At 60.5% G+C, this 22879-nt stretch carries 14 protein-coding genes; 4 read left to right on the top strand and 10 right to left on the bottom strand.

Translation table 11 applies throughout. From position 1 onward, the window contains the following. Positions 1–227: 227 nt before the first annotated feature. The 5 genes from QZ460_RS08850 to QZ460_RS08830 form a co-directional block, all read right to left on the bottom strand. Positions 228–2462 (bottom strand): glycoside hydrolase family 3 C-terminal domain-containing protein, encoded by a 2235-nt coding sequence (locus tag QZ460_RS08850; protein ID WP_290541213.1) that lies wholly within the window; start codon positions 2460–2462, stop codon positions 228–230. Between the two features lie 78 nt (positions 2463–2540). Further along, entirely contained in the window at positions 2541–4571 is a 2031-nt protein-coding gene (locus QZ460_RS08845; RefSeq protein WP_290541212.1) for a DUF5125 domain-containing protein, read from the bottom strand. Between the two features lie 19 nt (positions 4572–4590). Beyond that, the gene (locus tag QZ460_RS08840; RefSeq protein ID WP_290541211.1) at positions 4591–6105 is read right to left on the bottom strand and encodes a glycoside hydrolase family 30 beta sandwich domain-containing protein; all 1515 of its coding nucleotides are present in this window, start codon (positions 6103–6105) and stop codon (positions 4591–4593) included. A 21-nt stretch (positions 6106–6126) separates the two neighbouring features. After that, a complete protein-coding gene (locus QZ460_RS08835) occupies positions 6127–7674 on the bottom strand; it encodes a RagB/SusD family nutrient uptake outer membrane protein (protein WP_290541210.1) in 1548 nt (515 codons plus the stop codon). 21 nt (positions 7675–7695) lie between these two features. Next, positions 7696–10683: a TonB-dependent receptor gene (locus tag QZ460_RS08830; protein WP_290541216.1), complete on the bottom strand. Its 2988-nt coding sequence runs from the start codon at positions 10681–10683 to the stop codon at positions 7696–7698. Between the two features lie 765 nt (positions 10684–11448). On the opposite strand from QZ460_RS08830, the gene QZ460_RS08825 reads away from it, so the two are divergent. Both QZ460_RS08825 and QZ460_RS08820 read left to right on the top strand, forming a co-directional pair. Beyond that, positions 11449–13644, top strand: a complete 2196-nt coding sequence (locus tag QZ460_RS08825) for a DUF4838 domain-containing protein (RefSeq protein ID WP_290541209.1) — start codon at positions 11449–11451, stop codon at positions 13642–13644. Between the two features lie 111 nt (positions 13645–13755). After that, positions 13756–15417: a DUF6377 domain-containing protein gene (locus QZ460_RS08820; RefSeq protein WP_290541208.1), complete on the top strand. Its 1662-nt coding sequence runs from the start codon at positions 13756–13758 to the stop codon at positions 15415–15417. Between the two features lie 814 nt (positions 15418–16231). Here QZ460_RS08820 and secG read toward each other — a convergent pair. From secG to QZ460_RS08795, 5 genes are read right to left on the bottom strand one after another with little or no spacing between them, the layout of a single operon-like run. Continuing rightward, complete coding sequence (secG, locus tag QZ460_RS08815; protein ID WP_290541207.1) at positions 16232–16612, bottom strand: preprotein translocase subunit SecG; 381 nt, start codon at positions 16610–16612, stop codon at positions 16232–16234. Between the two features lie 6 nt (positions 16613–16618). Beyond that, complete coding sequence (locus QZ460_RS08810) at positions 16619–17113, bottom strand: hypothetical protein (RefSeq protein WP_290541206.1); 495 nt, start codon at positions 17111–17113, stop codon at positions 16619–16621. Between the two features lie 12 nt (positions 17114–17125). Continuing rightward, a complete protein-coding gene (locus QZ460_RS08805; RefSeq protein ID WP_290541205.1) occupies positions 17126–17635 on the bottom strand; it encodes an LptE family protein in 510 nt (169 codons plus the stop codon). Positions 17636–17638: 3 nt separating this feature from the next. Then, positions 17639–18859, bottom strand: a complete 1221-nt coding sequence (locus QZ460_RS08800; protein ID WP_290541204.1) for a sigma-54 dependent transcriptional regulator — start codon at positions 18857–18859, stop codon at positions 17639–17641. Continuing rightward, on the bottom strand, positions 18860–19561 hold the full coding sequence (locus tag QZ460_RS08795) for a hypothetical protein (protein ID WP_290541203.1): 702 nt from the start codon (positions 19559–19561) through the stop codon (positions 18860–18862). 218 nt (positions 19562–19779) lie between these two features. On the opposite strand from QZ460_RS08795, the gene QZ460_RS08790 reads away from it, so the two are divergent. Both QZ460_RS08790 and QZ460_RS08785 read left to right on the top strand, forming a co-directional pair. Next, positions 19780–21174: an arginine decarboxylase gene (locus QZ460_RS08790; RefSeq protein ID WP_290541202.1), complete on the top strand. Its 1395-nt coding sequence runs from the start codon at positions 19780–19782 to the stop codon at positions 21172–21174. A 157-nt stretch (positions 21175–21331) separates the two neighbouring features. Then, on the top strand, positions 21332–22795 hold the full coding sequence (locus QZ460_RS08785; RefSeq protein WP_290541201.1) for an acyloxyacyl hydrolase: 1464 nt from the start codon (positions 21332–21334) through the stop codon (positions 22793–22795). Positions 22796–22879: the final 84 nt, after the last annotated feature.

Raw genomic sequence — 22879 nt, 5'->3', positions numbered from 1 at the left:
GAAAACCTCCGGAAAACCTCCGGAAAACCTCCGGAAAACCTCCGGAAAACCTCCGGAAAACCTCCGAAAAACCTCCGAAAAACCTCCGAAAAACCTCCGAAAAACCTCCGGAACCCCATCGGAAAACCATCGGAGCGGCCCGGACGCATTCCGATCCGACAGACAGACAAACAAACAGTCCGCAACCCTGACAGGTTGCGGACTGTTTGTTTTCGGCTGTGGAAGAATCATTTCAACTCGAAGGCCACCGTGCCGCGAATATCGTCCGACGCAACGCCTACATTGGCCGTGAACATGCCCGGCTCGGCAACCCAGGCCCCCTGTCTGTCGTCGTAGTACTGCAGCATCTCGGGGGTGATTTCGAACATGACGGTCTGCATCTGCCCGGGCTCCAGGGCTATCTTCCGGAACCCCTTCAGCTCCTTCACGGGACGCGGCAGCGACGACTGCTCGTCGCCGATGTACAGCTGCACGATCTCGGCACCCGCACGGTCGCCCGTGTTGGTCACATCGGCCGAAATACGGATCCGTCCGTCCGAGGCGAGCGACGTGCGGTCGGCCCGAATGTTGCCGACCGCGAAGGTCGTATAGCTCAACCCGTGGCCGAAGGCGAACAGCGGCTTGAGATGCTCCTTGTCGTGCCAGCGGTAACCCACGAAGATGCTCTCGTTATAGCGCACCTTGTCCGTGCCCGGGTATTCGCCCAACGCATGCGCGCTGTTGTCCTCCAGGCGCACGGGGAACGTGAAGGGCAGTTTGCCCGAAGGATTCACCGCGCCGAACACCACGTCGGCAAGCGCATTGCCCGCCTCGGAGCCTGCAAACCACGCCTCCAGCACCGCCGGAACGCGGTCGATCCACGGCATCGCCACGGCATTGCCCGAGACGAGCACCACCGCCAGATTGGGGTTGGCTTCGGCCAGCGCCCCGATCACCTTGTCCTGCGCATACGGCAGGCCGTAGTGCAGGCGGTCGTTGCCTTCGCAGTCCTGGTGGTCGCTCTTGTTCAGACCCCCGACGAAGATCACCGCGTCGGCCTTGCGGGCCGCAGCCACGGCGTCGGCAATCAGCTGCGCCTCGGAGCGGCTCTCGGCCAAATCCTGCCCGGTTTTCACTCCGTTGTAGTTACCCGTCACGTCGCCGACATAGCCCCGTTCGTAGATCACCTCGGCTTTGCCCGATGCGGCCGTGCGAAGGCCCTCGAGCGGCGTACATTCGTGCCGCACCTTGAGCGACGAGGAGCCGCCGCCCACGGTCATCATCTTGATCGCATTCTCACCCACGACGGCGACGGTCTTCACGCGCCCGAGGTCGATGGGCAGTACCCCACCCTCGTTTTTGAGCAGCACCATGCCCTCGCCGGCAATGCGCCGCGCAGCGGCCAGATGCTCGGGCGAATTGAGCGACCCGAACGGTTTGCGGGTGTTCATCGCCGTGCGGAAAATCAGCCGCAGCACCCGGCGCGCCTTGTCGTCGAGCGTGTCCGTGGAAGCCTCGCCCCGGCGGAGCAGATCGAGGTAGGGAGCAGCGAGGTAGTAGTTGTCGTAGGCGTTGCTGGCTCCCCAGCTCAGGCCGTCGGTCCACGAGCCGAACTCCATGTCGAGACCGTTGGCGACAGCCTGCTTCGTGTCGTGCGTGCCGCCCCAGTCGGAGACGACCACGCCGTCGAAGCCCCAGTCGCGTTTGAGAATGTCGTTCAGCAGGTAGCGGTTGTGGCAGCAATGCTCGCCCCTGTATTTATTGTAGGCCCCCATGATGGCCCAAGCTCCGCCCTCCTGCACCGCGGCACGGAACGCCGGGAGGTAGATCTCGTTCAGCGCACGGTCGTCGACCTCGACGTCGATGCCGTGGCGGTAGACCTCCTGGTTATTGAGTGCGAAATGTTTGACACAGGCGGCAACGCCGTTCTTCTGCACCTCCTCGACGTAGGGAACGACCATACGTGCGGAGAGGTAGGGATCCTCGCCCATGTACTCGAAATTGCGGCCGTTGAGCGGCGTGCGGTAGATGTTCACGCCCGGGCCCAGCAGGATGTCCTTCTCGCGGTAGCGCGCCTCCTCGCCGATGGATTTGCCATAGAGCGCCGACATCTCGGGATTCCACGTCGCGGCAAGGCTCGTCAGCGCCGGGAAAGCCGTGCAGGAATCGCTCGTCCAGCCGGCCTGATCCCATTCGTCCCACAGGACCTCGGGACGGATGCCGTGGGGGCCGTCGGTGCACCACACCTCGGGAATGCCCAGGCGCGGAACGCCCGCCGACGAGAATTTCGACTGCGCGTGCAGGATGGCGACCTTCTCTTCGAGTGTCATGCGCGAAAGTGCGTCTTCGACCCGCTTTTCGATCGGCTGCGACTCGTCGAGATAGACGGCAACGCCGCTCTGCATCCCCGGCCCGCCGCCGCAGCCAACCGCCGCTAGGACGCACAGCCCGGCGAGACTCTTCAACAGAATTTGATTTTTCATCTTTGGAATGGATTGGTAGTCATTTACAAACGGAGTGCACAGTCGCGAGGCTGCGCACTCCGGATGCGAATTTAACATTTATTTCCTGATCATGGACAAAACGGGTTTGTCTTTTCCCGCCGTCAGGTCGAGCGTCAGCCGGTAGGTCGCGCCCTCCTCGAGGGTGATTCCCGAAGCCATCTCGATGTTGCCGTCCTTGGCGATCGAGAAGAACGACTCAGTACCCGGAGCCAGCGTGAAGCGGCCCAAATCGCCCCAGGAACGGCTCCGGAAGAACTTGCCGCTCCAGCCGCTCACGCGGAAACGCTGCCCGAGGGTCGCGCTGCCCTCCCGCCCCGCCTGGGCCGTCATCGTGTAGATGCCCGGGGCGGACTCGGGCACGCAGATGCCCCGTTCGGGAGACCAGCCGGGCTCGTTGGCCGCCGCGGGCGAACCGATGCCGTAGCCGATGAAATAGACCGCACCGTGGCCGTCGTCGCCCAGCGTGGCAATGTCCGAGCCGTCTGCGTTGAGCACCAGGGCGTCGATCACCCGGGTCGAAAGGTTGACCGTGACGCGGTATTTGCCCGTGACGGGAACCAGTTTGACACTCGTCGCGGAGGCTACCTCGAAGAAGTCGGGGTTGATCCACGCCGGAGTGAAGGCATCGGCGCCGCCCAGCGTCAGCGTCTGGCCCTGCGTCAGGTCGAGGTCCAGCCAGTAGTTGTCCAGATCGAGCCGGGTCATCGGTGTGCCGTTGACGGTGATGTCGGCCGGCGGAAGCGGCTGCTCGCCCACCTTCTCGACGGTCAGCACGGCAGCCTTTTTGCCGCCCGTGATATCCACCGTAAAGCGGTAGATGCCGCCCTGATCGAGCGTCTTGCCCTTCACCAGGCCCAGGTTGCCCGAATCGTTGATCGCCACGATGTCGCTATCGGTCCGGATGTCCTTGCCGCCGAATTCTCCGCCCCAGGTTTTCTGGTGGAAGAACTTGAAGTCGAACGAAGTGGCATTGATCGAGATGCCCGCAACGAGCGTCAGCTGGTACTTCCTGTCGGCAACGCGCGCCAGGCACATGCCTCCCTCCTCGGGGTTCCAGCTGGCGGCGTTTTTCAGCGTCGGCTTGCCGACCTCCATGCCGCCGATGGCCCAGATGGCCCCCGAACCGTCGTCATTGAGCGTGGCAAGCTCCGTGGCCGACTTCATGGCCTCGATACGCAGGTAGCGGTGTCTGAAATTGGCCGTCACCCTGTACATGCCCGTCATCGGCAGGAAGGTCAGCGTCCCGGGATCGGAAGCATCGCCGCGGGCGAAGAAGTCGCGGTCCACATCCCAGTCGGCGAAGTCGGCAATGCCCGTCAGCGTATAGGTCCGGCCCTTGGTCAGCGTGGTGACCAGGCTGTAATTGTCGTTGTCGACCATCGTCATCTCCGTCTCTCCGAAGAGCAGTTTGACGAAAGGCGATCCCTCGAAGGTCAGCAGGTTGAAGCTGACGGTGAACTCCCCGGCATTCGAATGGGCAAAGGGGATGGGCTCGGTGGAATCGGAGACGATGCTGCCGGTCCCGGAGTCGTAGCCGAAGGTCACGACCGAACCCGCAGCGTCGAGCTCAGGTGTCGCGATATAGCCCTGCGGCTTCTGCGGGAACTTGTCCGTCACGGCGTATTCGAAGTCGTCGCCCGCAGGCTCCATGCGGTACTCCTTGCCGTCGAGGAAAAACGTCAGGTAGGCGGGCTTGGGACGCGACACGGCGAGCGGACGGTCGACGATCGTCGTTCCGAAGCGCACGTTCTGACCCACGAAACGCAACGTGGCCTCGCCGTCGGGAATGTTCCTGTAGAAGGGAAGCGTCACCGTTCCGGCATAGGTGCCTGCGCTTTTGGTGCGGATCACCTCCTCGGCGACGATCTCGTCGTCGAAGAACACCTGCGCCTTGAGCGTCGAGAGCGCATAGCGGTCGGCCATCGCCACCTCGAAGTTGACCTTGCCGCCGTAGACGCCCGACGCATCGACCGAAACGAGGGTCATCTCGGGACCGACGTCGGTGGTGAGCAGTTCGGGATCGTCCTTGCACGCCGTCGTCGAGGCCGCGACGAGCAGCGACAGTGCGATGTATTTCAGCGTTTTCATGTTCTGCGAATTTTAAAGGTTAGTTTTCAGCCCCGGCGCCCCAGCGGAACGAGGCGATCGACTTGGCCGGGATGGTGTATTTGAACGAACGGTCGGCACTTTCATACACGGCGACGGTCCGCTCGTCGGCACTTCGGTTCAGTGCCACGAAGGCTTTCGAGCCGTCGGGATTCCGGAAGGCCAGGTAGGTCAGCCCCGATGCCGTATAGCCCGACGCCCCGATGCGCACGGCCCCCGGACGGATGACTTTGGAACACTGGGCCAGGTTGTAATAGTGGCTGTTGTACTTGAGCGTCCTGTAGTCCGATGAGCTGATCTCGATGGCCCCGTAGCAGGTCGTACAGCCTCCGGGACGGTTCGGGGCGCCCTTGTCGTCGAGCATCAGGTTCCACAGCAGGACCCCTTTGCCGTAGCGGCTCAACGTGCCCAGGAAGATCGACTCGAAGTCGTCGATCACACAACTCGCGAAATTGTAGTTCCACGAGCCGATCGAAGCCTCGGTGAAGTAGATCGTCTTGTCGGGAGCCGAGGCGCGGATGTGGTCCAGTTCTCTCACGCTGCCCCCGTAGTTGTGCCAGGCCGAACCGTCAATCCACTGCGCCGCTTCGGCATCGGCATAGATGTTGAGCGGGTAGTCCTGCTGGCCGGCGATGTCATCGTAGTTGTAGTTGTGGTCGTAGCAGAGGATCCGGGTCCCGATACCCGCGGCCTTGAACGCCGGGCCGAGCTTCTTGACGAAGGCCAGCTGGTCCTCCCACGGCATGTAGAGCGACATCGAATTGCCCCTGTTCAGCGGCTCGTTCTGCATCGTGATGGCGTAGATCGGGAATCCGTTCTCCTCCATTTCGCTCACCCACTGCACGAAATACTCGGCGTAATCGTCGTAATAGGCGGGATTCAGACGCCCCCCGGTCCACGAGTCATGGGGCCGCGAGGGATTGAGGACCGAGCCCTTCATCCATTTGGGGCACGACCAGGGCGAACCCAGGATCTTGATGTCGGGATTGATGGCCAGAATCTCCTTCAGGACGGGAAAGATGCCCTGCTTCTCGACGTCGGGAATGGCGAAGAACTCGATACCCTTCCGGTCGCAGCAGGTGTATTCGCCCATCGAGAAGTCGGAGCCGCCGATGTGCACGCGGATAAAGCTGAAACCGGCTCCGGTCTCGGGATCGAAGCACTTCCGGAGGATCGCCGTGCGGTCGTCCTTCGTCATTTTCAGCAGGTTGTAGCACGTGGAGCCGGTGATGGCCGGACCGAAACCGTCGACTATCTGGTAGGTCGTCGAGGGATCGATCGTAACCCGGTAGGGCGACAGCGAGACCTTCGAGTAGCCGAGTCCCTCCTCGGCGAAGAGCCGGCTGCCGTCGGCCGAGGTGACATAGGCGCGGACATCGCCCGTCACGGGCGGAGGAGTCGGCCCGGGGCCGGGCGTCGGCGTGTCGCCGTTGTTCCCGCTCGAACAGCAGACCGCTCCGGCGAGCAGCAAGGGACAGATCAGCAGGTGAAGGTTGTTATTGATCGTGATTTTCATGACGGAATTGCAAGTTTAAGATTAATAGCCCAGGTTTTGTTCGATATTGGTGTTGTCCTCCAGCACCGAGGTCGGCACCGGCATCAGCACGCGGTTTTCGTTCATCGCACGGCGGGGCTGGAAGTAGGAATCGTAGGAGTCCGAACCCTTGAGATTGACGCCGTCGCAGATTTCGAACAGGGTCGAACAATCGTCGCCATAGCGCATCAGGTCGAACCAGCGGAAGCCCTCCATGGCCAGCTCCAGGCGCCGTTCGTGGAGCACGGCAGCACGCATCAGCTCGTCCGAAGCGCGCTGCTCGCGGGTCAGCGGGCCAATCTTGGCGCGGCGGCGGATCTCATCCACGATGTCGGCCGCACCGCCCGGATCGCCCATGTTGGCCAGCGCTTCGGCATGCAGGAGCCGGATCTCGGCCAGACGCATCAGGTAGACCGGCGTCACGTTGGTCGGGAACTTGTGCATGAAAGCATATTCGTCGCTCGGATAGTGGAACGACCAGCCGCATTCGTCGTAGACGACCGTCGCATTCTTGCGCTCGGTGTCACCCTCGGCATCGTAGGCCTTCGTCAGGTTGCGCGACGGCGTGCACCACTTGGCCCACGAGAAACTGTCGCCCGGAACATAGGCGTTGCGGTGGAACATCATCCACAGCCATGAACCCGACGTCTGGCTGGGCCACTGTACCTCGAAAATCGACTCGCCGGTGTTCTTCGCCGCCGTGCCCGCATCGCCCGTGGTGTATCGCCACAGGTCGCTGTAGCCGGGGCAAAGGCTGTAGCCCATGCCTTCGACCGCTTCGCAGGCCGAGACGACCTTCGACCAGTCGCGGAACTCGCGCATGGAGTAGAAACGGGCCATCAGACCGTAGGCGAAGCCCTTGGTGATGCGGAACTTGTTCGAAGCGTCCATGTCGGGGGCGTATTTGCAGGCATAGCCCTCGATGTCCTTGACGATCTGCTCGCCGACGGTCTGCTGCGACACGCGGGCCGGGAAATAGAGCGGATAGACCTCCTCGACATTCTCGGCGTTGATGGCGGGCGGAATCTCGGTCAGCATCGGGATTTCTCCGAAAAGCTGCATCATGTTCATCCAGATATAGGCGCGCCAGCAGAGCGCTTCGGAAAGCCACTCCCGGTACTCCTTTTCGGTCAGCGACGGATCGTTCTCCTTCACCAGATCGATGTTGCAGATGATCTGGTTGGCATAGTCCACGGCGTTCATCGAGTAGTTCCACAGGTTCGAGGCGAATTCGTTGTCGCTGTCGATGTGGTTCGACTCGACGCTGACGACCTTCGTCTCGGCCATGTTGCCGCCGTAGGCATTGTCGGCTCGCACCTCGGCAAGCGTGATCAGCTGATACCAGTAGGTCTGCAGGTCGCCCTTCATGTAGTTGTACATGGCCGCAAGCTGTCCTTCGAGCAGCTCACGGGTGTTGATGGCCGTCTCGCTTTCGCCCGTGCCGGAGGTGTTGTTCTCGGCATACATCGTATCGGGGTATTTCTCAAGGCTGCACGACGTGGTGGCAACCCCCAGCGAGAGACCCGCGGCAATCAAAAATATCTTTTTCATGATCGGTTCTTTTTTCTGCGGTTAGAAAGTTAGATTCAGACCCACGACGACCGTGCGCACGTTGGGATAGGTGCCCCAGTCGATGCCCATTTGCGTGGCGCTTTCCGACTGGCTCACCTCGGGATCGTAACCCGAATAGTTGGTCCAGGTGATGAAGTTCTGGAGCGAAACGTAAGGCTGGATGCGCGAGATGTTGATGCGCTTGAGCTTGGGCGAGGTGATGTCGTAGGACAGGGTGATGTTCTTCACCTTGAGGTAGGAGCCGTCCTCGACCCAGTAGGACGAGTTCTTCACGTTCCAGGCCGGGTTTCCCGAGCGGAATACGTCGGTCCGCTGTCCCGGAATGCGCCAGCGACGCAGCACCGTGGTGGTCTGGTTGTTGGCCGAGGCCATGCCCTCGGTCTCGATGCGCGAGGCGTTGAAGATGTCGTTGCCGTAGGAGCCCGTGATCAGAATGTTCAGATTGAGACCCTTCCACGAGAAGTTGTTGGTCATGCCGAAGGTGAACTTGGGATTGGCGTTGCCGATCCAGGTCTTGTCCAGAGGCGTGATCTCGCCGTCGCCGTTGCAGTCTTCGTAGATCAGGTCGCCCGTCTCGGGATCGACCCCCTTGGAGACATAGCCCCAGAACATCGACAGCGGGCGGCCCGGGGTCATGCGCACCACCTTGTCGTTGGTCGCGTCGGAGGTCGGAGCGTAGTAGTAGACCTGCTTCAGGTCGAGCTTCTCGACCTTGTTGCGGTTGAGCGAGAAATTCAGGTCAGTCGACCAGTTGAAGTCCTTGCGGGCGATGTTGACCGACGAAAGGGTGATCTCGAAGCCCTGGTTCGACATCTCGCCGTCGTTGCGCGTGATGTTGGGATAGGGCGAAGGCAGGGGAACGCTCATCAGCATGTCCCGGGTGTACTTGTAGTAATAGTCCAGCGAAAGGCTCAGCCGGTTGTTCAGCAGGGCGAAATCGAGTCCGACGTTGGTCTGCGAAGAGGTCTCCCACTTGAGGTCCTCGTTCTTGATGTTACGGCGTCCGCCGACTGTCGGCACGGCCTGCGCATTCTCGGTCTGCGTCCAGTCGTAGTAGTTGGTGTGGTACTGCTGCATCCAGCCATACTCCGCCAGACCCGCCTGGTTACCGGTCTGTCCCCAGCCGGCGCGCAACTTCAGGTCGTTGATCCACGACACGTCGCGCAGGAACTTCTCGCCCGAAAGGCGCCATGCGGCCGAGAACGAGGGGAAGTAACCCCAGCGGTGGCCGGGGGCCAGCTTCGAGGAACCGTCGGCACGGAAATTGGCCGTCACGAGGTATCGGCTGTCGAAATTGTAGGACACGCGCGCCAGATAGGACATGATCGACCACTCCGATCGGCCGTAGCTCTGGCCGCGGACCCCGCCGTTGTTACCGCCGTTCAGGTTGGGAATGGCGTTGTTGTTGGTCGCGGAGAAATAGGAGCGCGAACCGCCCAGCGACTCCCACACGGAGGTCGTGGCCGACGTGCCGGCCATCACTTCGAGGCTGTGGCGGTCGAACGACTTGTTCCAGGTGAGGATGTTGTCGTAGATCATGCGCATGTCGTCGGAACGGGAGTCCGAGGCCGTGCCGTGCTGCGTGCGTCCGTAGGAGGTGCGGATCGGATCGAGGAACGTCGACGAATGGACCCAGCGGCGGTCCATCGAAACCGTCGACTTGAAGGTCAGACCCTTGGCCAGGTAGAACGTCAGCCCGCCCGAGAGCAGCAGACGGTCGGTGACATCCCGGTCGTAATCCGTGCGGGCCATGTTCTCGCGCGGCGAGGTGAGGTTGGCTCCGTAAAAATCATTGTAGAACTGTTGGGGGTTCTCCAGATCCCAGATCGGTGCGTAGGTCGGCGTCGTGATGGCCGAAACCACCACGCCGGCGCGGTTGGCGCCCTGACCCGAGATGATCGTTCCCTTGGTGGTGTAGTGCGAGAAGGTCGTCGAGGCGTTGGCCGAAACCCATTTAAAGATCTTCCTGTCGAAGCTGGCCTTCACGTTGTAACGGTCCGAAGAGGTGGTGTTGATAATACCCTTTTCGCGGGTGTAACCTCCGCCGAGGTAATAGGACGAGTTTTCATCGCCGTTGGAGACCGAGAACTGGTAGTTCTGGTTGACGCCCGTCGAGTAGGTTTCGTCGAACCAGTCGGTACGGTCGGTCAGATCGGCCGGAAGCCCCGACACGGCGCCGCTCTCCTCCATCAGGTCGCGGTACTGCCGGGCGTTGAGCACGTCGTAGCTCTCGGTCACCTTCGAAATGCCCACGAAGGTCGAGAACGAAATCTCGGGCCCCCGCTTCCGGGTGCCCTGCTTGGTGGTGATGAGCACCACGCCGTTGGCGGCGCGCGAACCGTAGATGGCGGCCGACGAGGCGTCTTTCAGCACCTGCAGCGACTCGATGTCGTTGGGCGAGAGGTAGGCAATGGCGTAGTTGCCTTCGCCCACGGGGACTCCGTCGACCACATAGAGTGGGTCGTTGCTCGACGAGATGGACGAGGCGCCGCGGACACGGACCACCATGCCCTGTCCGGGCGAACCGTTGGGCTGGATGACCTGCACACCGGCGGCCTTACCCTGGAGGGCCCCCGAGGCCGAGGTGATCGGACGCCGGGTCAGGTCGTCGGTCCTGACGATCGAAACGGCCGTCGTGAGGTCCTTCTGCTTGACCGTGCCGTAACCGATCGCCACCACGGCGTCAAGCGCCACGGCATCTTCGGCGAGTTTCACGTCGATCTTCGTGCGGCCGTTTACGGCGAGCGTCTGCGATACGAACCCGAGCGACTGGAACATCAGACTGGCTGAAGTCCCCTCCCCCCGGAGTCTGAGGGAATAGGAGCCGTCCACGCCCGTCGTCACGCCGTTCGTCGTTCCCTGCTCGATGATCGTGGCTCCGATAACGGGCTGTCCCGACTGGTCGGTGACCGTTCCCGTCACAGTCCGTGCCGACTGGGCGAAAGCCGCCGGTGCAAGGACGGTCAGCATCGCCGCCAGAGCCAGCATCCACCCTCTCCGGCAGTTCGCTTGCAGTTTCTTGCAAAAATGTGCCATAGGAATTTAAGGTTTTTAAGTTAATAATAAGAAATAGGTAAGGTGCGGTTGTTGGAGAAATCAACCCTTCACCGCCTTTTTTTCGGTTAATTAAAAGTAACCATACTCTGTGACATGAAAAAAATTTAAACGTAAAATTATAAACTCAAAACCCGTCGGCAAAATCGCAATTTCATATTATTCAACACATTAACAATTCGCAGTTTGCCAAAAAAAGTAGATTGATCGGAATGGCCGCAACCGCCTGGGATCCCCGGAAGCAGCAAATCGTAAAATATTTTAAATAAATCCGCCGGCCGTCGCAGCGCCCGGCCAGTCGGGAAAACGGGCCGGCGGACGGGCGAGAACGGGCGGCGGATAAGCGAGGGAGGGGGGGGCAGGCAGCAGGTGGATGAGCGTCCCGGAAAATGGACAGAGGAAAACCGGCAGGCGAAAACGAGTGGACGGAGGCCGGACAGAAACGGGCGGCGGATAAGCGAGGGGAGGGAACGAGTGGACGGAGGGCGGACGGACAGAAACGGACGGGCGAAAACGGGCGGACAGGCGGGAAAACAAGCAGTCGCGATTTTCGCCGGAGGCCCCGATTTTCAAATTCCATGACGGCAATTTGCGGTAATTTGCGGCAATTGGGCAGAAATTTCAGAGATTTTTTGTATTTTGCACGAGAAACGGCCCAACGGCCCATAAACTCACGTTTGAACTTTACAACTACTGATCATGAACTTATTTCGACATCTACTTGCTCTTTTGTTGCTTTTCTCCGTCTGGGGAGCCGGGGCACAGACCCCGCTGACCCGCAACGGAAAACCCGAAGCACGCATCGTCGTGGCACAGCAATCGGCCACCGATCTTGCGGCCGCACAGATCCTGCAGCGATTCGTCCGCGAATCGACCGGTGCGACACTGCCCCTGCTGCATGGGGTCGCACCCCGCAAGGGCGACATCCTGATCGGGGCTTCGGACACCGAGGGACTTACCGAGGACGGCTTCCGCCTGCGCACGCAGGACGGGATTCTGCGCATCAGCAGCGGCGGCGACAAGGGTTCGGTTTACGGCGTGATGACGCTGCTGGAGCGGCACCTGGGGCTGGACTACTTCGCCGCCGGGGTCTATGACCTCGACCGGAATCAGAGCGTCACGCTCCCGGCGATGGATTGCGCCGAAAACCCGGCGTTCCGCTATCGTCAGAGCCAGGGTTACGGCATGGCTCAGGACTCCGTATATCGGCTGGCACTGCGTCTTGAGGAGCCGCGCGACATCTTTGCCGGCGGACTGTGGGTGCATACCTTTAACCGGCTGCTCCCCGCATCGACCTACGGCGCGGAGCATCCCGAATACTACTCGTTCATCAACGGCGAACGCCGTCCGGGCCGCGCCAGCCAGTGGTGTCTGACCAACGACGAACTCTTTGAACTGGCGGCGGCGAAGATCGATTCGATCTTCCGGGCCAATCCCGGCATGAAGATCATCTCCGTCAGCCAGAACGACAGCAATTTCACCTACTGCCGCTGCGAGGAGTGCGAAAAGGTCAATGAATATGAGGGCGCCCCCTCGGGCAACTACATCCGCTTTATGAACAAGTTGGCGGAACGCTTCCCCGACAAGGAGTTCTCGACGCTGGCCTACCTCTTCACGATGCAGCCCCCCAAGCACGTGAAGCCGCTGCCCAACGTCAATATCATGCTGTGCGACATCGACTGCAACCGCGAAGTACCCCTCACGGACAATGAGTCGGGCCGCGAATTCATCGAAGCAATGGAGGGTTGGGCCGCCCTGTCGGAGAATATCTTCGTGTGGGATTACGGCATCAACTTCGACAACATGGTCGCCCCGTTCCCCAACTTCCCGATCCTGAAGCCCAACATCGAACTCTTCCGGCGCAACCACGCCACGATGCACTTCTCGCAGATAGGCGGATCGTACGGCGGCGATTTCTCGGAGATGCGCACCTATGTGGTCGCCAAGCTGATGTGGAACCCGGAGCAGGACACCGACGAACTCGTGAGGCGTTTCATGCGCGGCTATTACGGATCGGCCGCCCCCTATCTTTATCAGTACGAGAAACTGCTCGAAGGCGCCCTGCTGGCCAGCGGCCAGCGGCTGTGGATCTACGACTCTCCCGTCTCGCACAAGGACGGCATGCTCAATGCCGCCTGCCGCAAGCGCTACGGGGCGCTGTTCGACAGCGCCGAACAGGCCGTGGCGGACGATTCCGTCCTGCTGCGCCGCGTACGTCTGGCACGCCTGCCTCTGATGTACTCCAACCTCGAAATCGCCCGCACGACGGCCGACAGGGACCTCGACGCCCTGGTGCATGAGCTGGACACGTTCGAGAAATATGTGACCGAATTCGACGTGAAAACGCTCAACGAGCGCAACAACAGTCCGCAGGAATACTGCCGGCTCTACCGCCAACGCTATCTTCCTGCAGCCAATTCCAACCTGGCGCTGGGCGCACGGATCGTCTGGATCGACGCTCCGGCGGAGAAATACCGGGCAGCGGGCGAGAAGACCCTGACCGACGGTCTGTTCGGCGGCGCTTCGTTCGTCGAGAGCTGGACCGGCTGGGAGGGCAAGGACGGTGCCTTTGTCGTCGATCTGGGCCGCGACGTCTCCTTCACGACGGTCGAGACCGACTTCCTGCACCAATTGGGCCAGTGGATTCTGCTGCCCCGCTCGGTGCGCTACTCCGTCTCGTCCGACAACACGGACTGGACCCCGTTCGGGCAGGTGGAGTTCCCCGAGGATCAGTCGGTACCCGTGAAGTTCGTTCCGGCAACCATCACGGCCGAAAAAAACGTGCAGGCCCGCTATGTCAAAGTCGAAATCGAGGGTGTCAAAATCTGCCCTCCATGGCATTACGGCGTAGGCTGCCCCTGCTGGTTCTTCCTCGACGAGGTGACCGTAAAATAGATTAGAGTACACAGGTGCAAGGTTTCGATCCTTGCACCTGTACTGTTCAGACGTGGAACCGTCTGTCCTGTTCCCGAGTTTCGGCGGGAACAAACAGTGAACCCTCCGCACATGAAAAACCTTCTGCCAACCCTACTGCTGCTCGTCACAACACTCGGCGCATCGGCCCAAAACGACCTGAAAAGCGTGCTTTCGCAGCTCGACGCCGCCCTTTCGCACCGGGATTCCTACATCGCCGGACGCGAACAGCGGATCGCGTCGCTGAAAAACATCCTCCGGAAATCGGATTTCTCAAACGCCCAGCGCTACATCTTCAACCAGCAGCTGATCGACGAATACACCCCCTATCAGGCTGATTCGGCCATCGGGTACCTCTACCGCAACATCGCCCTGGCGACGCGCATGAACGATGCCGGGCACCTCAACGAAAGCCGTATCCGGCTGGCCCACCTCTACAGTTCGTCGGGCATCTACCTCGAAGCGGCGAACATGCTGGACATGGTCGACACCACGACCCTCGACCGCCGGCAGCTGGTCGACTACTACATCGCCCGCCACAAACTCAACGACGAACTCCAGCTCTACTCCCGCGACTCGGCACAGGGAGACGAATCATGGCGGCTTACGGAGATCTACGCCCGGCTGATCGTGAACAACACCGAACCGGAGTCGGTCACCCACCTCAACTTCCGGCTCCGGCAGGCGATCGGCGCCCGCGACTACCCCCAGGCCGTGGAGATCTCCGAACGGCTGTGCAACACCCTGCCACCCCTTTCGCGCGAATATGCCGAGGCCTCCTACATGCGTGCCCTCGTGGCGGAACTGATGGGCGACACACCTCTGGCGCAGCTATGGTTCGCACGCTCGGCGATGGCCGACATCCGGCTGGCCATACGCAACAACGCCGCACTGAAAAGCCTCGCCAACACGCTGCTCGACGACGACAACATACAGCGCGCCATGCGCTACATGCGGGTTGTGATCGACGATGCCCGGTTCTTCAATTCGCGGCTCCGCCCGTGGCAGAATGCTCTGGCGCTGCATGTCATCGAAGAGGCCTATCAGGTCCGGCGGCAGCGGATGGATACCATGTACAACATCTTCATCCTTTCGATCGGCAGCTTCATGCTCCTGGCCCTCGGAGGCGTGGTTTTCGTCCTGCGGCAGAACCGCAAGCTGAACCTCGCACGGCTCGAATTGCAGCAGGCCAACAACCGGCTCAACATCTCGAACAAGGACCTGCAGCTCATCAACAAACGGCTGGCAGGCCTGAACAGCCAGATTTCCGAGGCCAACGAAGTGAAGGAGGAGTATATCGGCATCTTCCTGACGATGTGCTCGGAGTACATCGACAAGATCATCGACTCGCGGCGTCACGTCCGCCGCCTGCTGCGCGACGGCCGCATCGACGAACTGCGGAAGGAGTACTCCCCGACCGACGGCGACAGCCGCGAACTGGAGGAGTTTTACCACAACTTCGACACGACGTTCCTGCAGCTCTACCCCACGTTCATCGAGGATTTCAACTCCCTGCTGGAGAAGGATGCGCACAGCGAGCCGAAGAAGGGCGAACTGCTGACGACCGAGCAGCGCATCTTCGCGCTGATCCGGCTGGGCATCAACGACTCGTCGAAAATCGCCGCGTTGCTGCGTTACTCCGTGAGTACGATCTACAACTACCGGTCGAAAATCAAGAGCCACACGCTCGTCTCGCGCAACGATTTCGAGGAGCGGATCAAGACCATCGGGGCTTTCAGCCCGCAGCATCTCTGACCGGCGGCTGTGACTGGGGCTCTGATTGGCGGGGTTAATTCGTTGCTTCGATCGGCGGCTCTGATTGGCGGCTGTGGTTGGGGGCTGTGATCCGTTGCTCTGATCGGGTACTTTGATCGGCGGCTGTGACTGGGGATCTGATCGGCAGGTTTAATTCGTTGCTTCGATCGGCGGATCTGGTTGTCGGCTCTGATTGGCGGCTCTGGTTGGCGGCTCTGATTGGTTCTGCCGGCAGGACCCTTGCCCCCGGAGCATATTAAAACCATCCCCAAAAAGCCACAGGAAGAACGGGCGGACGGGATTGTCCCGAAGTCGGCCAGAAGAGGCTGCAGGGATCATCGCTTCGTTCTCGATTCGGGAGGCAGGCAGTCCCGGGGGTTTGACGGAGGAACGGATCTTCCGGGACTTTACGGCGGAACGGAGCTTCATCGGGAACTTCGATAGCGGAACGGGGCTTCCGAGGCTTTATGGCAGACCAGATCTTCCGGACCTTTACGGCGGAACGGAGCTCCATCGGGGGCTTCGGTGGCAGGGCGTTCCGTCAGCGGAGAATCGGCTCAGCAAAAGGGCCTTCCTTTCCCAGACAAAAAAAGACTGCGGAAAGCATCCACAGTCTTCTTATAACGATGAGTTCTTCACTCTCCCCCGGCATTCCTGCCCGGGACGCGAACCTTATACACGGCGAGTTCTTCAGCCTATCTCCCTACCCTCCCCCGGATATTCCTGCCCGGGATGCGGAACTTACTCGGCCTGAACTCTTCGCCCTCTCTTCGTTCTCTCTCCCCTCCCCGGCATTCCGGCCCGGGTGCGGAGCTTACTCGGCCTGAGCCTCTCCGGCGGCAGGCTGCTCGGGCTGCTCGGCAGCGGGAATCTCGGCCTGAGGCATCGTAACGGCAGCCTCGGACTCGATGACACGCTCTTGCAATGCCTTGGCGTCCTTCGAAATCTCCGAATTGCTGTCGGCAACCAGACCGCGGTCCATGGCCAGCGTAGCCGCAAGGCTCAAAACCACGATGGCAATAGCCATCGACCAGGTGAATTTCTCCAGAAAGTTCGTGGTCTCGCGCACTCCCATCACCTGGTTCGACGCGCCGAAGTTGGCGGCCATGCCGCTCTTGGGGTTCTGCACCAATACCGCAAGGATCACCAGTACGCTCGCAACGAGTATCAGGGCAATGCAAATCGTGTATAACATATTGTCTTAAATTTTAATATTGTTTTCTATTTTGCCAATAAGTTCGGCAAAGTAAACACTTTTTTCGGGATTTAGCAAACTTAATTTGCGATAAATCGCCACGGCCCGGTCACGAAGACCCTGAGCAAGATAGATTTCGGCCAATTCCTCGCTAACCACCTCATCGTCATCGTCCAGTTCGGGGCGCAGGACGACCTCCTCCTCGGACTCGCCCTCGTCGGCAACGATGCGCAGATCCTCCTCCTGCAGGAAGCGGTCGATGATCTCCTCCGAAGAGAGCCGCGTGAGCGCCGCGACATCGACCGAAGCCCGGCGCAGCGAACTCTCGGCCCGCCACGGGGCCATCAACGCCACCCGCGGATCGGATTCGCCCGCAAGCACCTCACGCAGGATATGCACCGGCAAGAACCACGGGAAGCGCGCCGCAAGTTCCCCGGCGCGGGACGCGGAAGGGGTCTCCGCCCAGCCGGGCATCGCAAAATATGTTTTCAGGTCGGACATCGCGCTTCGGAATTACCAGTTGGAGGCCGCAGCCTGGAAAATGTCGGTCACGATCTTGTCGACGATCTGGGGGATCAGATCGCCTTCGACCTCGGTCAGCAGTTTCGTAGAGTCGTAGTCCTCGTAGGCCTGGAAGGTGCGGTTGAACGACATCTTCTCGTCGAGGGCATTGGTGAAGCGCACCTTGACGGTGATCGTCAGTCGGTTGAGCAGCGCGAAGTCGTCGCTCGAAACCGAAGCCGTCGTCGAGGTATAGTTGATGATCTCGCCCTCGAAGGCAAAATCGCCGCCCTCCTCGACCTGCGCCAGACGCGTGCGGCGCGAGAACATGTCGACCAGCGCCTCGGTAAGCGTGGAACTCAGAATCGGCGACACCATCGTGGCGTTGTTGGGGAAGTAGGCCACCGAAAAGGTCTTGGCATCGGGCGGAATCGAGGCCCCCGACAGCGAGTACTTGATGGACACGCCGCAACCCGTCGCGAGTGCGGCACAAAGGGCCAGTATCGTAAGTCTGATTTTCATAAGCTAATTTTCCTCTATACCCAACTCCTTTATCTTGCGGTAGAGTGTGCGTTCCGACATGAAAAGTTCAGCGGCGGCCTCGCGGCGACGGCCGTTGTTGCGGCGCAGTGCGCGGATGATCTGCTCGCGCTGCATGTCGGCCTTGGTCATCTCGCGCGGCGGCTCGTCGGTCACCTCCTCGCTCTCGGCATAGACCGGAGCCTGCGGGTAGGGAGCCACGGAAGGGACATAGCTGCTCTGCGCCGTGGTCGGCAGCAGGGCCTTGACGTCATGGACCTGACCCGCGCACGGCGCCGTGCCCTTCATCAGTTCGGAGATCATCCGCTTGAGGTCATTGATGTCGGCGCGCATGTCGAACAGCACCTTGTAGAGCAGTTCGCGCTCGGTCGACATGCTGTCGTCCATGCGTATCGGCCCGGTGTGCATCGGCGCACCCCCGCCCTGCGGAGGCAGGTATTTGGCCAGCACCTCGGAGGTGATCACCCGCGTCTGCTCGATGGCCGAAATCTGCTCGGCGACGTTCTTCAGCTGGCGGATGTTGCCCCGCCAGTAGTAGTTCCGCAGCATCTCGCGCGCCGCATCGTCGAGCGTCACGGCCGGCATGCGGTACTGTACGGCCACGTCGGCGGCAAACTTGCGGAACAGAAGCGAAATGTCCTCCGGACGTTCGCGCAGCGAGGGCACCGTGATGGGAACCGTCCCCAGACGGTAGTAAAGGTCCTCGCGGAAACGCCCCTGGGCGATGGCCTCCTGGAGGTTCATGTTCGTGGCGGCGACCACGCGGACGTTGGTCTTCTGCACCTTCGACGAACCGACGCGGATATATTCGCCCGTCTGAAGCACGCGCAGCAGCCGCGCCTGGGTCGGATGCGGCAGTTCGGCCACCTCGTCCAGAAAGATCGTACCGCCGTCGGCCTCCTCGAAATAGCCCTTGCGGGCCTCCACAGCACCGGTGAAAGAGCCCTTTTCGTGGCCGAAGAGTTCGGAGTCGATCGTACCCTCGGGAATCGCCGCGCAGTTGACGGCGATATATTTGCTGTGCTTACGCGCCGAATAGGCGTGGATAACCTGCGGGAAAAACTCCTTGCCCACACCGCTCTCGCCCGTAACGAGCACCGTCAAATCGGTAGGGGCCACACGCAGGGCCACCTCCAGCGCCCTGTCCAGAAGCGGGGAGTTGCCAATGATGCCGAAGCGTTGTTTTACGGTGGTGATCTCTGCCATTTATTCGGGTTGTTCGGGTTGGGTCACGGCGGACGGGAGTTCCTCCGTCCGGGGGAGTTCGATGTATTCGTTTTCAGCCTGCCGCTCCCGGGCATCGCGCCAGAATCCGAAGGCGATGGCCGCCACGGCCAGCAGGGCGGCGATCAGTGCGATCCAGATGAACCGGTCGACGCGGCGGCGCGGCGCGCGGTCAACATAGCGGTAGGCGTCGGTATTCTTCGGCGGCTTGCCGTAGCGCAGCCCCCGCACCGAAGGATCGGGATTCATCTTCGCCGAAGTCGACACGTGCGGCTCGGCGAAAGCCGTCTTGACGGCCTCGGCCACCTTCTCGGGTTGCAGCGGCGGCCGTTTCCCGGCGGGGGATTCCGACACGGGGGATTCCGACACGGGGAGCGGCTCGTAGACGAAGGCGATGGTCGCATTGGGACCGGGTTTCATCACCCCGAAGCCCTCCAGGCGGTACTCCGAGCCGTGTTCCACGGCGTGGCGGATCTCAAAAACAAAGCGGTCGATCTCGCCCGCGGCCTCCAGTTCGCCCATCCCCCCGGTGCGGAGAAGCCCCCGCAGCACGCCGTCGTCGCGCTTGAGCAGTTCCGAAAAGACGATGCTCCGGCCCGGCTCCTTGACGATGAACGCTCCGAGTTGGGGTACAACGAGCCGCTTGTGCGACTCCAGATATTGTGTCAGGGTATGAATCAGCACGATTGAAATTCCTTTAAATCCGGCTCAAAATTACCCTTTTTCAGCGGAAAAAACAATATTCCGAAGGGCTTTTTCAAAATAATCGGCCAAAGTGTTGGTTATCCGAAAAATATTCGCCTATTTTGCATCCCGATTTTTTCAAAAATCCGGGCGAGCTACTTTCGCCCGAAATTTGCAAAGTAACCGAGCCGGATTGTAAAAACCTTACCGAACGAGTCATGAAAGACAAGTACATCGACCTGATCGAACAGACGTTCGATTTCCCGCAGGATGAGTTCTCCGTCGAGGACAACGAGCTGAACTTCCACGACATTCCGCTGATGGAACTGATCAAACAGTACGGAACTCCGCTCAAAATCACCTATTTGCCGAAGATCTCCCAGCAGATCAACCGCGCCAAGCGCATGTTCAACGTGGCAATGGCGAAGGTCGACTACAAGGGTTCGTACAACTATTGCTACTGCACCAAGTCGAGCCACTTCTCGTTTGTGCTGGAGGAGGCCATGAAGAACGACATCCATCTGGAAACCTCGTCGGCCTACGACATCCACATCATCAACGCTCTCTACGACGGAGGCATCATCGACAAGGACCGATACATCATCTGTAACGGATTCAAACGCCCGCAGTACGTCGAGAATATCGCCCAGCTGGTCAACGACGGCTTCGCGAACACGATCCCCGTGCTGGACAACAAGGAGGAGTTGGAGCTCTTCGAGGATGCGTTCACCAAGAAGTGCAAGGTCGGCATCCGCATCGCCTGCGAGGAGGAGCCCAAGTTCGACTTCTACACCTCGCGGCTGGGAATACGCTACAACGACATCGTCGATTTCTACAAGGCGAAACTCCGCAACAGCAAGAAATTCCAGCTCAAGATGCTGCACTTCTTCATCAACACCGGCATCAAGGACACGGCCTACTACTGGAACGAACTGTCGAAGTGTATGAACGTCTACTGCGAGCTGAAGGCCATCTGCCCCGAGCTGGACAGCCTCAACATCGGCGGCGGATTCCCGATCAAGAACTCGCTCAACTTCGAATACGACTACGAATACCTCACCGAGGAGATCGTGGCCCAGATCAAGAGCATCTGCCAGCGCAGCGGCGTCGAGGAGCCCAACATCTTCACCGAATTCGGCTCGTTCACCGTGGGCGAAAGCGGCGCGGTGCTCTACTCGATCGTCAACCAGAAGCAGCAGAACGACCGCGAAAACTGGTACATGATCGACTCGTCGTTCATCACGACCCTGCCCGACACGTGGGGCATCAACCAGCGCTACATCATGCTGGCCGTGAACAACTGGGACAAGGAATACCAGCGTGTGCTGCTCGGAGGACTGACCTGCGACAGCGAGGACTTCTACAACTCGGAGTGCCACACCAGCGCCATCTTCCTGCCCAAACTCGAAGCGGGCAACACGCAGTACATCGGATTTTTCCACACGGGAGCCTACCAGGAGTCGCTGGGCGGATTCGGCGGCATACAGCACTGCCTGATCCCCGCTCCCAAGCATGTGATCATCGACCGCGACAAGTCGGACAACGAATACTACACGCGTCTCTTCGCCAAGGAGCAGTCCTACCGGGCAATGATGCGCATCCTCGGATATTGATCGCGGAGCGCACCCGGGGAAGGGCACGCAAGGTTCCGCACAGACAATCCTCCGCCTCACCGGCGGAGGATTTTTTTTGGGGATCGGCGACTCCGCGGCGGCCCACTTTGCGGAAAAATTCGTAACTTTGATGTCAAAACGAAATTTTCAGCCTCACATGGACTACAAACTACGGATCTGGAAAGCAGCGTTTCTCGCGGGAAGCGTGTTTTTCCTTTCCGCCCAGGCCCGGGCAGGAGGAGCGCAGCCCGAAACCTTCCGTGCGGACGAAACGACCGTCTGTGCTCCGGCTCACGAACCGGACGGCGCAACAGATAGCGGCAAGGACCCGGTCGGCGCAACAGATGGCGGTAAGGGCTCGGACGACGCTTACAGAAGAGGTTACCGGGAGGGTTACCGCGCCGGATTCCGGGACGGACAGCAACGCCGGACCTGCCGTCCCGAGCACCGCCATGCCGACGGATCGGTCGTCCCGGCCCGCGACACGACCGCTTCCGGGCGTCGTTTCATCCACCGCCTCGGCGCGGAGTTCCGACCCGAATACATCTTCCCGACCAACCCCTTCGTCGGCGGCAACAACCGCGCCGGACAACCCATCGACCTCTCCCTCTCGGGACACCTCCGCTACTCATTCCAGCTGCGTCCCGGATCGATCCCCGACCGGATTTACGGCGGCGCCTATCAGGGTATCGGAGCCGCCTACTACGACTTCGGCAACCCCGACGAACTCGGCAATCCGATCGCCGTCTACCTGTTCCAGGGCGCGCGCATCGCCCGGATCAGCCCGCGGCTGTCGTTCAACTACGAATGGAATTTCGGCCTTTCGTTCGGCTGGAAACCCTATGACAACGTCAAAAACGCCGAAAACAAGATGATGGGCTCGAAGATGAACGCCTATCTCAACGCCGATTTCTTCCTCGACTGGCGCGTCACGCGCGAGGTGAACCTCACGGCGGGTCTGAGCCTCACACACTTCTCCAACGGCAACACCAAATTCCCCAACGCGGGGCTCAATGCCGGGGGCATGCACGCGGGCCTGACCTACCATTTCGGGAGGAAGTCGGACGAAGTGGTCCCACGGGCAATCTGCCCCGCATTCCCGCGCCATTTCAGCTACGACCTCACGTTTTTCGGCTCGTGGCGGCGCAAAGGCATCGAAGTGAACGGCAGGCAGTATGCCGCGCCGGATGCCTACACGGTTCTGGGATTCAACTTCGCCACGATGTATAACTTCGGCTACAAGTTCCGGGCGGGCGTGTCGCTCGACGGCGTGTACGACGGCAGCGCCAACGTCACCTTCTCCGACCAGATCGTAGAGATAGGCGGCAGCGCCGACCTCACGGTGGAGAAACCCGGCATCGACCGGCAGATGGCACTCGGCCTCTCGGCCCGGGCCGAGTTCGTGATGCCCTATTTCAACATCGGAATCGGTCTGGGAACCAACGTTCTGCACAAGGGAGGCGACCTGAAGGCCTTCTACCAGATGCTCACCCTGAAGGTGGCCGTAACGCGCAGCTCCTACCTCCACATCGGCTACAGTCTCCGCGATTTCCACATGCCCAACTTCCTGATGCTGGGCGTAGGCTACCGGTTCAACAACAAATACCCGCGGCACCGCTGACACCAAAGCCCCCGCCGGGAATTTTTCGAGAATTTTCAGGGATTTGTTCGGGTTCATCAAGAGGTTTCCGGGGTCTTTTTCGGG

The organism is Alistipes sp. (assembly GCF_020026455.1).
Classification (GTDB): Bacteria; Bacteroidota; Bacteroidia; order Bacteroidales; family Rikenellaceae; genus Alistipes.
The sequence above is the reverse complement of the archived record's forward strand: the minus strand, read 5'-3'. Positions and strand labels throughout refer to the sequence as shown.